Annotated in this window: 15 protein-coding genes; 11 read left to right on the top strand and 4 right to left on the bottom strand. The window is 59.5% G+C overall.

Annotation, left to right across the window (positions count from 1 at the left end; all coding sequences use genetic code 11):
- Positions 1-44 precede the first annotated feature (44 nt).
- The 5 genes from HF257_RS08200 (at position 45) to HF257_RS08180 (ending at position 4,227) form a co-directional block, all read left to right on the top strand.
- Entirely contained in the window at positions 45-824 is a 780-nt protein-coding gene (locus HF257_RS08200; RefSeq protein ID WP_065903021.1) for a transporter substrate-binding domain-containing protein, read from the top strand.
- 61 nt (positions 825-885) lie between these two features.
- Positions 886-1,614, top strand: coding sequence for an ABC transporter permease (locus HF257_RS08195; RefSeq protein WP_185707343.1), 729 nt, complete (start codon positions 886-888; stop codon positions 1,612-1,614).
- Entirely contained in the window at positions 1,611-2,321 is a 711-nt protein-coding gene (locus HF257_RS08190; RefSeq protein WP_185707345.1) for an ABC transporter permease, read from the top strand. The genes HF257_RS08195 and HF257_RS08190 overlap by 4 nt, the downstream gene beginning before the upstream one ends.
- Before the next feature lie 9 nt (positions 2,322-2,330).
- Positions 2,331-3,449 carry a succinylglutamate desuccinylase/aspartoacylase family protein gene (locus HF257_RS08185; RefSeq protein WP_185707348.1) on the top strand — a complete coding sequence of 373 codons (1,119 nt, stop codon included), beginning with the start codon at positions 2,331-2,333 and terminating at the stop codon, positions 3,447-3,449.
- Positions 3,450-3,462: 13 nt separating this feature from the next.
- The gene (locus HF257_RS08180) at positions 3,463-4,227 is read left to right on the top strand and encodes an ABC transporter ATP-binding protein (RefSeq protein ID WP_016976886.1); all 765 of its coding nucleotides are present in this window, start codon (positions 3,463-3,465) and stop codon (positions 4,225-4,227) included.
- On the opposite strand, the gene HF257_RS08175 is transcribed toward HF257_RS08180, so the two are convergent.
- Together HF257_RS08175 and HF257_RS08170 are read right to left on the bottom strand one after the other, a co-directional pair.
- Positions 4,220-5,425, bottom strand: coding sequence for a sensor histidine kinase (locus HF257_RS08175; RefSeq protein WP_185707350.1), 1,206 nt, complete (start codon positions 5,423-5,425; stop codon positions 4,220-4,222). The two genes, HF257_RS08180 and HF257_RS08175, sit on opposite strands and share 8 nt — an antisense overlap.
- On the bottom strand, positions 5,409-6,086 hold the full coding sequence (locus HF257_RS08170) for a response regulator transcription factor (RefSeq protein WP_185707352.1): 678 nt from the start codon (positions 6,084-6,086) through the stop codon (positions 5,409-5,411). The genes HF257_RS08175 and HF257_RS08170 overlap by 17 nt, the downstream gene beginning before the upstream one ends.
- Positions 6,087-6,218: 132 nt before the next feature.
- Between HF257_RS08170 and HF257_RS08165 the strand changes: the two genes are divergently transcribed.
- The 5 genes from HF257_RS08165 (at position 6,219) to pdeM (ending at position 12,120) form a co-directional block, all read left to right on the top strand.
- A complete protein-coding gene (locus HF257_RS08165; RefSeq protein WP_185707354.1) occupies positions 6,219-6,605 on the top strand; it encodes a GtrA family protein in 387 nt (128 codons plus the stop codon).
- Positions 6,577-7,512, top strand: a complete 936-nt coding sequence (locus HF257_RS08160; protein WP_185707356.1) for a glycosyltransferase family 2 protein — start codon at positions 6,577-6,579, stop codon at positions 7,510-7,512. The genes HF257_RS08165 and HF257_RS08160 overlap by 29 nt, the downstream gene beginning before the upstream one ends.
- A gap of 120 nt (positions 7,513-7,632) precedes the next feature.
- Positions 7,633-8,928 (top strand): ArnT family glycosyltransferase, encoded by a 1,296-nt coding sequence (locus HF257_RS08155; RefSeq protein ID WP_233100286.1) that lies wholly within the window; start codon positions 7,633-7,635, stop codon positions 8,926-8,928.
- 61 nt (positions 8,929-8,989) lie between these two features.
- Positions 8,990-11,470 carry a ligase-associated DNA damage response DEXH box helicase gene (locus tag HF257_RS08150; RefSeq protein WP_185707360.1) on the top strand — a complete coding sequence of 827 codons (2,481 nt, stop codon included), beginning with the start codon at positions 8,990-8,992 and terminating at the stop codon, positions 11,468-11,470.
- The gene (gene pdeM, locus HF257_RS08145) at positions 11,470-12,120 is read left to right on the top strand and encodes a ligase-associated DNA damage response endonuclease PdeM (RefSeq protein WP_185707362.1); all 651 of its coding nucleotides are present in this window, start codon (positions 11,470-11,472) and stop codon (positions 12,118-12,120) included. Before HF257_RS08150 ends, pdeM begins: the two co-directional genes overlap by 1 nt.
- Positions 12,121-12,123: 3 nt before the next feature.
- Here pdeM and HF257_RS08140 read toward each other — a convergent pair whose 3' ends face one another.
- Positions 12,124-12,321, bottom strand: a complete 198-nt coding sequence (locus HF257_RS08140) for a hypothetical protein (protein ID WP_065886112.1) — start codon at positions 12,319-12,321, stop codon at positions 12,124-12,126.
- 107 nt (positions 12,322-12,428) lie between these two features.
- Positions 12,429-12,995: a dCTP deaminase gene (gene dcd / locus HF257_RS08135; protein WP_010212421.1), complete on the bottom strand. Its 567-nt coding sequence runs from the start codon at positions 12,993-12,995 to the stop codon at positions 12,429-12,431.
- A 399-nt stretch (positions 12,996-13,394) separates the two neighbouring features.
- Between dcd and HF257_RS08130 the strand changes: the two genes are divergently transcribed.
- Positions 13,395-13,604 carry a cold-shock protein gene (locus tag HF257_RS08130; protein ID WP_002554837.1) on the top strand — a complete coding sequence of 70 codons (210 nt, stop codon included), beginning with the start codon at positions 13,395-13,397 and terminating at the stop codon, positions 13,602-13,604.
- Positions 13,605-13,617: the final 13 nt, after the last annotated feature.

Raw genomic sequence — 13,617 nt, 5'->3', positions numbered from 1 at the left:
TAAACGCGCCACAAGCGCTTATCTTGGTTTCCAGGGATTACATAATGAAAAAAGCATTGCTGACCCTTTCTGCACTGGCTCTGTGCATGGCCGCCGGTACCGCATTGGCCAAGGAATACAAGGAACTGCGTTTTGGTGTCGATCCGTCCTACGCACCGTTTGAATCCAAAGCCGCCGATGGCAGCCTGGTGGGCTTCGATATCGACCTGGGCAATGCGATCTGTGCCGAGTTGAAGGTCAAGTGCAAGTGGGTCGAAAGCGACTTCGACGGCATGATTCCTGGGCTCAACGCCAACAAGTTCGACGGTGTGATTTCCTCGATGACCGTGACCGAAGCCCGTGAAAAGGCCATCGACTTCTCGAGCGAGCTGTTCTCCGGCCCGACGTCCCTGGTGTTCAAAAAAGGCGCGAACTATTCCACGCCTGAATCCCTCAAGGGCAAGTCCGTGGGCTATGAACAAGGCACCATCCAGGAAGCCTACGCCAAGGCTGTGCTGGACAAGGCCGGTGTGACCACCAAGGCTTACGCCAACCAGGACCAGGTTTACGCTGACCTGACTTCGGGCCGTCTGGACGCTTCGGTGCAAGACATGCTGCAAGCCGAACTGGGGTTCTTGAAGTCGCCAGCCGGCGCTGACTACGAAGTCAGCAAGGCCATCGACGACCCGTTGCTGCCTTCGAAAACGGCGGTCGGTATCAAAAAAGGTAACAAAGACCTCAAGGCCTTGCTCGATAAAGGTATCAAAGCGTTACACGATGATGGCACCTACGCCACCATCCAGAAGAAACACTTCGGCGACCTGAACCTGTACAGCGGTAAATAACACCCTGGCGCCCACTTGTTTTGCAGTGGGCGCTTTTTTATTGCCATCAGGTCCTGAATTCATGTTTGAAGATCTTTTGCAAACCCTGGGGCTGGGTGCCTTCAGCTTGAAGGGGTTCGGTCCACTGTTGCTGCAAGGTACGTGGATGACCGTCAAGTTGTCGGTCGCTTCCTTGGCCGTCAGCGTGCTGCTGGGCCTGCTCGGTGCCAGCGCCAAATTGTCCAGCGTGCGCGTGTTGCGCATCCCCGCCCAGCTCTACACCACTTTGATTCGGGGCGTGCCCGACCTCGTGTTGATGCTGCTGATTTTCTACAGCCTGCAAATCTGGCTGACCGGTTTAACCGACTTCATGGAATGGGACTACATCGAGATCGACCCATTCAGCGCCGGGGTGATCACCCTGGGCTTTATCTACGGTGCCTATTTCACCGAGACGTTTCGCGGCGCCATACTCGCCGTGCCCCGTGGCCAGCTGGAAGCTGCAACCGCCTACGGGCTCAAGCGCGGCCAGCGGTTTCGCTACGTGACGTTCCCACAGATGATGCGCTTTGCCCTGCCGGGTATCGGCAATAACTGGATGGTCATGCTCAAGGCTACGGCGCTGGTGTCGATCATCGGTCTGGCAGACTTGGTCAAGGCCGCCCAGGATGCGGGCAAGAGCACGTATCAGCTGTTCTATTTCCTGGTGGTGGCTGCGTTTATCTACCTGTTGATCACCAGTGCCTCCAACTTCGTCCTGCGCAGGCTTGAACGTCGCTACTCCGCCGGGTGCCGGGAGGCCGTACGATGATCGAACTTCTTCAGCAATACTGGCGCCCCTTCCTTTATAGCGATGGCCAGCACATCACCGGGCTGGCCATGACGATGTGGCTGCTCAGTGCCTCGTTGGTCATCGGGTTCCTGGTATCGATCCCGTTGTCCATCGCGCGCGTGTCGCGCAACCGCGCGGTGCGCTGGCCGGTGCAGTTCTACACCTACCTGTTTCGGGGGACGCCGCTCTATATCCAGCTGCTGATCTGCTACACCGGGATCTACAGCATCGCGGCGGTGCGCGAGCAGCCGATGCTGGACGCGTTCTTTCGCGATGCGATGAACTGCACAATCCTGGCCTTCGCCCTGAACACGTGCGCCTACACCACGGAGATTTTCGCCGGGGCGATCCGCAGCATGGCCCATGGCGAAGTCGAAGCCGCGAAAGCCTACGGCCTCAGCGGCTGGAAGCTGTATGCCTACGTGATCATGCCGTCGGCCCTTCGACGCTCGCTGCCGTACTACAGCAACGAAGTGATCCTGATGCTGCACTCGACCACCGTGGCCTTTACCGCGACGGTGCCCGACATTCTCAAAGTGGCGCGGGATGCCAACTCGGCCACTTATATGACCTTCCAATCATTCGGCATCGCTGCGCTGATCTATCTGACCGTGACCTTTGCGTTAGTCGGCCTGTTTCGCCTGGCAGAGCGCCGCTGGCTGGCCTTTCTCGGGCCGAGCCACTAAGGAGCGTGTATGCGTCATCAGGTGCATGAACTGATCGCGCCGGTGCCAGGAACCGCGCGGAAGATCCACAGTTTCCACTTCGGCCCGGAGCGGGCCGCAGGCAAGATCTACATCCAGTCGTCGCTGCATGCCGATGAGCTGCCGGGCATGTTGGTGGCGTGGCACTTGAAGGTGCGTCTGGCGGAGCTGGCCGCGGCCGGACGCCTGCGCAGTGAGATCGTACTGGTGCCCATCGCCAATCCGGTGGGCCTGGAGCAGGTGTTGATGGACATCCCGCTGGGCCGCTATGAGTTGGAAAGCGGGCAGAACTTCAATCGCCTGTTTGTCGACCTCAGTGAAGCGGTGGGGGATCAGGTCGAAAGCTTGCTTGGCGACGATCCCCTGCATAACGTCGATCTGATCCGCGACGCACTCTCCGCCGCCCTGGCCGAACAAACCTCCAGCACCCAATTGCAATCCCAACGCCTGTTGCTGCAACGCCTGGCTTGCGATGCGGATATGGTGCTGGACCTGCATTGCGACTTCGAAGCCGTGGCACACCTGTACACCACGCCCGAGGCCTGGCCACAGGTAGAACCGCTGGCGCGCTATATCGGCTCGGAGGCGAACTTGCTCGCGACCGATTCCGGCGGGCAATCCTTCGATGAATGTTTCACCTTGGTGTGGTGGCAATTGCAGCAACGCTTCGGCGAGCGCTTCCCGATTCCCATGGGCAGTTTTTCGGTGACCGTCGAGTTGCGCGGCCAAGGCGACGTCAACCACGGCCTGGCCGCCCTCGATTGCCAGGCGATCATCGACTACCTGATCCATTTCGGTGCAATTGCTGGCGACGCAGCACCACTGCCCGACCTGCCCTACCCGGCCACGCCGTTGGCTGGGGTTGAACCGGTTGCCACACCGGTGGGCGGCCTGCTGGTGTTCAGCGCCCTGCCCGGGGAATACCTGGAAGCCGGGCAATTGATCGCCGAAATCATCGACCCCATTTCCGACCGCGTAACGCCTGTGCACTGCCAGAAGGCCGGCCTGCTTTACGCCCGCTCGCTACGCCGCATGGCCACTGCCGGGATGGTCATCGCCCATGTCGCAGGCACCGAGGCCTACCGCAGCGGCTATTTACTTTCGCCTTGAGGATGCACGCCCCATGTACAAATTGACCGTTGAAGGCCTGCATAAAAGCTATGGCGACAATGAGGTGCTCAAAGGCGTCTCGCTCAAGGCCAAGACCGGTGATGTGATCAGCCTGATCGGCGCCAGCGGCTCGGGCAAAAGCACGTTTTTGCGTTGCATCAACTTCCTGGAAACCCCCAACGACGGCGCCATGACGCTCGATGGCCAGCCGATCCGCATGGTCAGCGACCGCCACGGCATGCGCGTGGCCGATGATGCCGAGCTGCAACGCCTGCGCACGCGGCTGGCGATGGTGTTCCAGCACTTCAACCTGTGGAGCCACATGAGTGTGCTGGAGAACATCACCATGGCGCCGCGCCGGGTGCTGGGCTGCAGCAAGAAAGACGCCGAAGACCGTGCCCGTCGCTACCTGGACAAAGTGGGTCTACCTGCGCGCGTGGCCGACCAATACCCGGCGTTTCTCTCCGGCGGGCAGCAGCAACGGGTGGCCATCGCCCGCGCGTTGGCGATGGAGCCGGAGGTGATGCTGTTCGACGAACCCACCTCGGCCCTCGACCCAGAACTGGTGGGCGAAGTACTCAAGGTGATCCAGGGCCTGGCCGAGGAAGGCCGCACCATGATCATGGTGACTCACGAGATGAGCTTTGCTCGCAAAGTGTCGAGCCAGGTGTTGTTCCTGCACCAGGGCCTGGTGGAAGAGCAAGGTGCGCCGGAAGATGTGCTGGGCAACCCCAAGAGCGAGCGCTTGCAGCAGTTTCTGAGTGGCAATCTCAAATGAACGTAATGCACACCCTGAAGGTGTGGCGCGTGCGACGTATATCGAGTTGCCAGCCGGTAATGGCGCAGGCACGAGAAACAATCTCCAGGCCGAACCCATAACCCTGCGACGAGGCTTGCTCAACACGATTATTGATGATCACCAAATGCTGCCTGGTGAGGATGACACGGACCTTGCCGGCACCGTGCTGGGCAGCGTTGCCCAGCAGGTTCTGCACCACGCTGCGCGCTATCGCCTCGCTTGTTGGCAGGGTAAGTGGCTCTGTACCGATAAACACCGAGGCGCTCGCAATGAGCGGGTAAAGCAGCTCAGATTTTTCGATCTGCTCAACGATGACAGCAGCCAGGTCAGTCGACTCTTGGCGCGGCGGGCTCGACTCACGAGCCAGGGATAAAAACAGCTCAATCGTCATTTTCATGGCTGCCAGTGCACCCTCCATGCGCAGCAGGCTGCGTGCCGCTTTGTCCGCCCCGCAGCCTGGCAGTCGAAGGATCGCCAAGCTGTTGTTCAGGATACTCAACGGGGTGCGCAGCTCATGGCTGACGTGTCGGGTGAAGGCCTGCTCGCGCAGCAGCGCAGCGTTTTGCTGGGCCACCAGTAACGACAGCGTGCGGCTCAACGCACCGATTTCATCCCGACGTTCAACCCCGCTGAAACAGGGCTGCCCGAGGGGTGATCGAGCCACCTCGGCGGCCAACTGACTGAGCGGCCGGGCGATTGTCCGAGCAATCGCGATGGCGAGAATCGCTCCCAGTATCAGGATCAACCCGGCCACCGCACACAGTAGCCCGAAGACCTGAGCCCGATAGCCTTCGGTTTGACTGAGGCTGGATTCATCCATGACCAGAACCAGCAACGCCGCTTCGCCGGCCACCGCACTCACCAGCACATGGATGTCGTCTTTCTCGATTTCATGGTGGCCGATGGGCAAGTGCCGGACGGCGACGGGCAGGTTGGCATCCGTCGACCAGTAGCCTTTCAGGTAGATCGCGTTGGGCATCACAGCAGCGCGGCCCGACTGGGCGTATTTTTCCTGGAATGCCTGTGACTCCAGGCTCAGATAGCTGGTGACGATGTAATCCTCGGTGAGGATCACTGCGGCCCAGATCAGCAAGCTATAGAACAGGGTGATCAGCACCGTGAACGGCAGCAGCGCATAAAGCATACGCGCGAAAAACGAGTCAATCGGTAATAGCAAGGCGATACCCTTTTCCGTGGACGGTGCGGATCAAGTCGTTACCGTGGGGTTTACCCAAGGCCTGCCTGAGTCGGTAGATGTAAGTGCGCAGTGCGTCACTGTCGGGCGAGTCGCCTGCTGGCCACAGCGCCGCCTCCAGGTTGCGACGGCTGACGGGATGCGGTGCCTCCTCTGCGAGCAGGCTCAACAGGCGGAACTGGAGCGCTGGCAGCACCGCGACGACACCGTTGTAACTGAAGGACTGAAGGGCCGGATCAAGGAAAAGGTCGCCCAATTGCCTGGGACTGTGCGACGGGCGCGCAGCCCTGCGGCGCATCAACGCGCGAATGCGCCACAGCAACTCCTGGGGCTCAAATGGTTTGACCAGGTAGTCATCGCCGCCGGCGGCATAGCCCTCCTCCTTGTCCGAAAGAGTGTCACGTGCGGTCAAAAAAAAAACCGGCGTCTGGTACTGCCGGCTACGCAGTTGGCGGCAAGTGTCAAAACCGCTCATGCGGGGCATTGCCACGTCCATCACAATCAGGTCGTACTCATGTTGCCGAACACGCTCCAGGCAACTCAGTCCATCGCGCGCAAAATCCAGGTCGTAACCAAACTCGGCTAAATAGTCCCCCAGCGACCCGGCTAATGCGTGATCATTCTCCACCAGTAATATTTCCATCAGAGCAAACTCCAACTTCATACACGATTGTAGGATTAATCCCTCAACTTCCAACTAAATCCCAACAACAGGCATAACCACACCTACCGCCAAGTGACATTTGATTCACATTCAGTCTTATACATTCCAGCCATGCCAAAAACACGTGGATTATTTATTCGTTACTTGGGGGCCGGTTTCATCGCCACGTTAACTCACCTGGTGATATTTGCCTGTTTGTTACCTTGGCGGGGCCCGACGTTTTCAACATTCTGCGCCGGGGCCACCGGGGCCGGTATCGCCTACTGCCTCAACAGGGCTTGGGTATTCGTCGAACGCCGCTGTATTGGATTTCGGTTCGCCGTCTGCGCCACAACCCAGGTTGCAACCAGCACGCTTATCGTCGGGTTACTGGCCCATTGGGGGATGCATGCGTATCTCGCCCAAATAACGGCAATGGCGATTGTTACCGTCCAGGGATTTATGATCAATCATTACTGGGTATTCAACCATGACATCAAACGCACACCTCGCCGCTGACTCTGGGCCCTCTACAGAACTTACGCTATTGATCCCCTGCTTTAACGAGCAGTGTGTTTTAGCACAGTTTCATGCGCGTCTCCTGAACGCAGTTGAACAATTAAATATCACGTTTGAAGTGCTTTATATAAATGACGGAAGCCAAGACGACACCGCCGCAATAATCGATCAGTTCTCCCTGGACCCGAGAATCAGAAGCCTGCACCTGAACCGTAACTTCGGCAAAGAGGCAGCCATGCGTGCCGGTATTAATGAAGCACAGGGCCGTGCGGTGATCATCTTGGATTGTGACCTGCAGGACCCACCCGAACTGGTCCCACTGATGGTGCAGGAGTGGCGCAAGGGTTTTGAAATCGTAAACATGCAGCGCCGTTCACGGCATGGCGACTCCTGGCACAAGCGCGTGACTGCCAGGTGCTATTACGCCGCAATGGACCAGTTGATCGACGGCTTCGATGTGCCCCGGGAGGTCAGTGATTTCCGGCTGATCGGGCCCAATGCGCTGGCCGCCATTCGCGCCATGGACGACAACGCTGGCGTCCTGAAAATACTGGTCAGTTGGCTCGGCTACCCCACCACCGAAGTCAATTACGACCGCAAGCCCCGCCAGGCGGGCCAAACGAAATGGTCGACGTTGTCGCTGCTAAACCTCGGGGCCGACTCGATCCTTGCCTTCTCCACGCGCCCCTTGCGGCTTTATAGCTACGTGAGCGGGATCAGTTTTTTACTCGGTTCTCTGTGGATAGCCGGGGTCGCAACATTTGGCGAACCCACCTACCAGCACTTGCTGATGCAGGCGATCTTGCTGCTGTGCCTGGGTACCGCGGTGGTCGGCGAGTACGTCGCCAGGGTGCTGGCCATCATCAGTCCCAGACCCAACTCCCTGTGCAAACGAGAACAACCTTGAATTCATCCACGCATTTATAAGGCTACCGGCATGAACCCTTCCGTTTCCATTCGCTTGCTCTGGGGAACCTTGCTTTGTGTGCTGCTCGTGCGCCTGGGGACACTTGGGCTGTATCCGCTCATGGATACATCAGAAGCGCGCTATGCGGAAATTGCCCGCAAGATGCTCGCATCCAATGACTGGATCACACCGATGTTCGATCACTACGTTCCATTCTGGGGCAAGCCGCCGCTGTCGTTTTGGGCCCAGGCCCTGAGTATGAAAGTGTTCGGCATTCACGAATTTTCCAGCCGCTTTTCGAGCTGGCTGCTGCACGCCGCGAGCTGTCTGTTGATCGTACGCTTTGCCAGCCAAGAGCGAAGCCTACAGGTCGGATTGACCGCCGCAATCATCTATTCGACGTGCACGCTCGGGTTTCTTTCAAGCGGTGCCGTGCTGACCGACGGAGCCCTGGTATTCGCCCTGCTGCTCGCGCATTTTGGCCTGTGGCGCGGGCTGATGCACGGCGATCGCGGGTGGGCCTTGGCTGGCTTTCTCGGGCTGGGCCTGGGCCTGCTCGCGAAAGGCCCTCTGGCCTTGGTACTGATTGCAATGCCTGCAGCCATATGGCTGGCAGTCACCGCCCATTGGCGCCGCTTGTTGGAGCTACCCTGGTTATCGGGCAGTGCGCTGACCCTCGGCGTGGCATTGCCCTGGTATTGGCTTGCGGAGCAGAAAACACCTGGGTTCCTGGAATACTTCATCGTCGGGGAACATTTAAGTCGCTATGCCATCAGCCAATGGCAAGGAGACCTTTACGGCAGCGCGCATGCGCAGCCGTTGGGGATGATCTGGCTGCACTTGCTGGGCGGGCTACTGCCTTGGGCGCTTTTTTTACCGCTGCTGATAAAGCTACGCGGGCACCTTGAGGATCAGCCCGAATACTTCATCTTTGTGCTGGGATGGGCTGTTTCCGCGCCATTGTTCTTTACCATGTCCACCAACATTCTTTGGACCTATGTGCTGCCAGCGCTGCCCGCCTGGGCATTATTGCTGGCCGATGTGATCTGTCGAAACATCCGTGGGACAGTAATCGCCGCCATCGCACTGGTGTTGCCGGTGGTGGGCTGCGGCTTGATCATCAGCGGCAAGGCGTCCGACCGCCCCCAGAACCAGAAAAACATCGTGGGACTCTGGAAAGCGCAACAGGCTTCGGCCCCCGGCGATCTGATCTATCTGGGTGCGCGCTCCTATGCCGCCGAGTTTTACAGCGCCGGGTGGGCACGCAACTACAAAACCCCACAACAGTTTCATCTGGCAGAGCCCTTCTACCTGGTGCAACGCATGGACAAGCTGCAACCGCTGCCGTTTACCTGTCATACCGTGGGCCAGGCCAACGGCTCGCAACTGCAATACTGTCGCGATGGCCAGCTTTAGTTAAACCTTTGGTGCAACGGGAGGGTCTGTGGAATAAGCCCCCCAGAGCGTTAACTGCCGCATGCCTCTTCACAACGACTACGCCAGGCAATGGTTTGCAGCTCAAGGCTGGAAGCCGTTCGCGTTCCAGAAAGACGTATGGCGGGCGGTCAGGGAAGGCTGTTCGGGCTTGCTGCACGCCAGCACCGGCGCAGGAAAGACCTACGCCCTGTGGTTTGCCGCCCTCAATCGTTTCGCCATCAGCCGCGCGCCCACGCCCGGGAAACGCAAACCGCCTGCCGAACCGCTGACCGTGCTGTGGGTTACGCCCATGCGCGCCCTCGCCGCCGACACCGCACGCGCCCTGGAAGCGCCGCTTGCGGCCTTGCAGATTCCCTGGAGCATCGGCCTGCGCACCGGCGATACCAGCAGCAGCGAGCGTGCGCGCCAGACCCGCCGCCAGCCCACGGCACTGGTGACCACCCCGGAAAGCCTGACGCTGATGCTCGCCCGCGCCGACAGCGAAGCGAGCCTGGCGCACCTGCGCATGGTGGTGGTGGATGAATGGCACGAGCTGATCGGCAACAAACGTGGCGTGCAGTTGCAACTGGCATTGGCACGGCTGCGGCGCTGGCACCCGGATCTGATGGTGTGGGGTATTTCGGCGACACTGGGCAATCAATCCCACGCGCTGGAAGTCCTGGTCCCACAAGGTGGAGGGATCAATGTGCAGGGGCAAACCGCCAAGGAACTGCAGGTCGACACCCTGCTGCCACCGGTTGCCGAGCGTTTTCCCTGGGCCGGGCATATCGGCTTGAAGATGCTGCCGCAAGTGGTTGCCGAGGTGGACGCCAGCAGCAGTTGCCTGGTGTTCACCAATACGCGGGCACAGTCGGAAATCTGGTATCAGGCGTTGCTCGACGCGCGTCCCGATTGGGCCGGGGTGATTGCCCTGCACCATGGTTCGCTGTCACGGGAAACCCGCGACTGGGTGGAGCGAGCTCTCAAAGACGGCCAACTCAAGGCCGTGGTGTGCACCTCGAGCCTGGACCTGGGGGTGGATTTCCTACCGGTAGAGCGCGTATTGCAGATCGGTTCGGCCAAAGGCGTGGCGCGCCTGATGCAACGTGCCGGGCGCTCGGGGCATGCGCCTGGGCGACCATCGCGGGTGACGCTGGTGCCGACCCATAGCCTGGAGCTGGTGGAAGCTGCGGCAGCGCAGGATGCGATCGCCGAGCGGCGCATCGAAGCGCGGGAATCGCCCCACAATCCGCTGGACGTTCTCGTACAGCATCTGGTGAGCATGGCGCTGGGCGGCGGGTTTACACCGGACGCGCTGTTGGCGGAAGTACGCGAGGCCTGGGCGTACCGCGACCTGACAGATGAAGAGTGGGCATGGGCCTTGGGTTTTGTGCGCCATGGCGGTTTGTCCCTGACCGCTTATCCCGATTACCGGCGCGTAGAGCCAGACGAACACGGCATCTGGCGTGTGCCCGATGCACGGTTGGCGCGTCGCCATCGGATGAGCGTGGGCACCATCGTCAGTGATGCGAGTATCCAACTGAAATTCTGGAGCAAGGGCGGCGGCGGCAAGAACCTGGGCAGTGTCGAGGAAGGGTTTATCGCGCGACTCAAGCCGGGTGATGGCTTCTTGTTTGCCGGACGCTTGCTGGAGTTGGTGCGCGTGGAAAACATGACCGCCTACGTACGCCGCAGCACCGCTAAAAAAGCCGCCGTGCCGCGCTGGAATGGCGGGCGCATGCCACTTTCCAATGAATTGGCGCAGGCGGTCGTCGAGCGTTTTGATGCGGCGGCACACGGGCACTTTGACGGCCCGGAGATGCGGGCAGTGCAACCGCTATTGCAGACTCAGTTGCGCTGGTCCGGCTTGCCGACAAGGTCGCACTTGCTGGCAGAAGCGTTGAAGTCCCGAGAGGGCTGGCACCTGTTCCTCTACCCTTTCGCCGGGCGCCAGGTGCACCTGGGGCTGGCGAGCCTGCTGGCATGGCGGGTCAGTCAGCAGCACGCCGTGACCTTTTCGATTGCGGTCAACGATTACGGGCTGGAGTTGTTGAGCGCCACCGAGTTGGATTGGCCTGCGTTGCTGGACGATGCGCTGCTGAGCCCTGAGCATTTACTGCATGACGTCGCGGCCAGCCTGAATGCAGGGGAATTGGCCCTGCGTCGTTTTCGCGAGATCGCACGCATTGCCGGGCTGGTGTTTGCCGGCTACCCGGGGGCGCCAAAGAGCACTCGACAGGTGCAGGCATCCAGCGGCTTGTTCTTCGAGGTGTTCAAACAATATGACCCGCAGAACCTCTTGCTCACCCAGGCAGGGGAAGAAGTCCTGCGAGACGAGTTGGATATTCGTCGCTTGGAAGAGACATTGCACCATCTGTCGGCACTGAAACTGGACCTGCACCTGATCGAACGGCCTACCCCCCTGGCCTTCCCACTGCTGGTGGAGCGGATGCGCGAAAGCATGAGTTCGGAAAAACTCTCGGAGCGCATTGCGCGGATGGTCAAGGACTTGGAAAAAGTCGCAGATAACGGGAAGCGCTGATGCATTGCTCACTGCTGCTTGAGGGTGAAGAACTGTGGTTGCTGGCGGATAGGGCGGTGTACTGGCCCGCGCGCCGCTGCCTGTTGATTGCCGACGTGCATTTCGGCAAGGCTTCGGCTTATCGCAGCCTGGGGCAACCGGTGCCGCAGGGGACCACCACTGCCAACCTGGAGCGACTGGACCGGCTGTTGTCGGCGCATGCATGCGAGCACGTGATATTTCTCGGGGACTTCCTGCACGGCCCCGGCTCTCACGCCAGCGGCACCTTAAGCGCGTTGCGGGCCTGGCGCGAGCGTCGTGCGGGGCTACGCATGACCCTGATTCGCGGCAATCACGATAAACGCGCGGGGGACCCACCGCGGGACCTGAACATTGAGGTGGTTGCAGAGCCACTGTTGATGGGCCCCTTTGCCTTGCAGCACGAACCAGACGCTCATACCAGCCACCACGTACTAGCGGGGCATGTGCATCCGGTGTATCGCTTGCGCGGCAAGGGCCGGCAGAGCTTGCGCCTGCCGTGTTTCCAGATCGGCACGCGACTCAGCCTGCTGCCTGCATTTGGCGCGTTTACGGGTGGGTATGCGGTGGAACAGGACAATGACCGCCGAATCTTTGTGATTGGCGATCATGAAGTCTGGCCAGTGGGCTAGGGATCAGGCGACAGGTGCAGGAGGTGGCTCGTCCGGCAACGTCGGCTCACCGGGTTCGGTAGGCTGGGGGTAATCCGGCTCAGGTTGGCCGGGAATGCCGCCCGCGTAGGCGGGGTCGGCCATCAGGGACCAGGCCAGAACGCCAATCTGGTTGGGTTCAAGCCGGGCAAGTTCGGCGCTGATTCGCGGGTTGATCTTCATGAAGTACTCCTCAAGCGTGGCTCGGCGCGTTTTGCACGCGCCGAGGCAGTACACCCAATAGAGTCACTTCCCGCAGACAAATTCCCTTTACGTGTAAGAGCTTTCGATCAAGCGCGTGGGAGAGTGACGCCGCGCTGGCCCTGATACTTGCCTGCACGGTCTTTGTACGACACTTCGCAGGCTTCGTCGGACTGCAGGAACAGCATCTGCGCCACGCCTTCGTTGGCGTAGATCTTCGCCGGCAAGGTGGTGGTGTTGGAGAATTCCAGGGTCACGTGGCCTTCCCACTCCGGTTCCAGCGGCGTCACGTTGACGATGATGCCGCAGCGCGCGTAGGTGCTTTTACCCAGGCAGATGGTCAGCACATCACGGGGAATACGAAAGAACTCCACGGTGCGTGCCAGGGCGAACGAGTTGGGAGGAATGATGCAGACGTCGCTCTTGACGTCGACAAAGCTCTTTTCGTCGAAGTTCTTAGGGTCGACGATCGCCGAGTTGATGTTGGTGAACACCTTGAATTCATCGGCGCAGCGTACGTCGTAACCGTAGCTTGAAACACCATAAGAAATCACCGGGGCATCGCCCTGGCCACGGATCTGCCGCTCGACGAACGGTTCGATCATGCCGTGCTCTTGCGCCATGCGGCGAATCCACTTGTCCGATTTGATGCTCATGGCGGGTGTCCTGAATAGCGAGGTGGAAAAATTCTGTGGGGCATCTTACCGGGGCCGGCGTTGGGGTTCAAAGGCCACGGGACTTTTGTTGATGAATGTCCTGAAGGAGGTGCTAGTGCTAAAGCCGCAGCCAGCGGGGCCGGCGTCCGCATTGCCACACCTAGAGACTGTAAATACCACCGCCAGTCACGAAAATGGAGAAACCTTCGGAAATACCATTGGCACGTCCCGGAAAAAGGGTTAAGGTGGCGCCACTGTGCTGCTTGTGTCACTGAGAATCTCTACACGATATGTTGAATTTCGATCCAACCATCTCCAAGAATTTTTCCTGCTCTTTGCACTCAGTCTCGGCCAGGGCTTTTCCTGAGTCGCAGTTAACTTTGTCCAAGGAGATACACCATGTCTAATCGCCAAACTGGTACCGTTAAGTGGTTCAACGATGAAAAAGGCTTCGGCTTCATCACTCCACAATCCGGTGACGACCTGTTCGTTCACTTCAAAGCTATCCAATCCGACGGCTTCAAAAGCCTGAAAGAAGGCCAACAGGTTTCTTTCATCGCTACCCGCGGTCAGAAAGGCATGCAAGCTGAAGAAGTTCAAGTTATCTAACTTGTACTGACTT

The sequence above is a fragment of the Pseudomonas cremoris genome (assembly GCF_014230465.1).
This window is presented reverse-complemented; position numbering and strand designations above follow the sequence as displayed.

Excerpts from the sequence above, each read along its gene's own strand:
- HF257_RS08200 (WP_065903021.1), top strand. The coding sequence starts at position 45 with ATGAAAAAAGCATTGCTGACCCTTTCTGCACTGGCTCTGTGCATGGCC.
- HF257_RS08195 (WP_185707343.1), top strand. The coding sequence starts at position 886 with ATGTTTGAAGATCTTTTGCAAACCCTGGGGCTGGGTGCCTTCAGCTTG.
- HF257_RS08190 (WP_185707345.1), top strand. The coding sequence starts at position 1,611 with ATGATCGAACTTCTTCAGCAATACTGGCGCCCCTTCCTTTATAGCGAT.
- HF257_RS08185 (WP_185707348.1), top strand. The coding sequence starts at position 2,331 with ATGCGTCATCAGGTGCATGAACTGATCGCGCCGGTGCCAGGAACCGCG.
- HF257_RS08180 (WP_016976886.1), top strand. The coding sequence starts at position 3,463 with ATGTACAAATTGACCGTTGAAGGCCTGCATAAAAGCTATGGCGACAAT.
- HF257_RS08170 (WP_185707352.1), bottom strand. The coding sequence starts at position 6,086 with ATGGAAATATTACTGGTGGAGAATGATCACGCATTAGCCGGGTCGCTG.
- HF257_RS08165 (WP_185707354.1), top strand. The coding sequence starts at position 6,219 with ATGCCAAAAACACGTGGATTATTTATTCGTTACTTGGGGGCCGGTTTC.
- HF257_RS08160 (WP_185707356.1), top strand. The coding sequence starts at position 6,577 with ATGACATCAAACGCACACCTCGCCGCTGACTCTGGGCCCTCTACAGAA.
- HF257_RS08155 (WP_233100286.1), top strand. The coding sequence starts at position 7,633 with ATGGATACATCAGAAGCGCGCTATGCGGAAATTGCCCGCAAGATGCTC.
- HF257_RS08150 (WP_185707360.1), top strand. The coding sequence starts at position 8,990 with ATGCCTCTTCACAACGACTACGCCAGGCAATGGTTTGCAGCTCAAGGC.
- pdeM (WP_185707362.1), top strand. The coding sequence starts at position 11,470 with ATGCATTGCTCACTGCTGCTTGAGGGTGAAGAACTGTGGTTGCTGGCG.
- HF257_RS08140 (WP_065886112.1), bottom strand. The coding sequence starts at position 12,321 with ATGAAGATCAACCCGCGAATCAGCGCCGAACTTGCCCGGCTTGAACCC.
- dcd (WP_010212421.1), bottom strand. The coding sequence starts at position 12,995 with ATGAGCATCAAATCGGACAAGTGGATTCGCCGCATGGCGCAAGAGCAC.
- HF257_RS08130 (WP_002554837.1), top strand. The coding sequence starts at position 13,395 with ATGTCTAATCGCCAAACTGGTACCGTTAAGTGGTTCAACGATGAAAAA.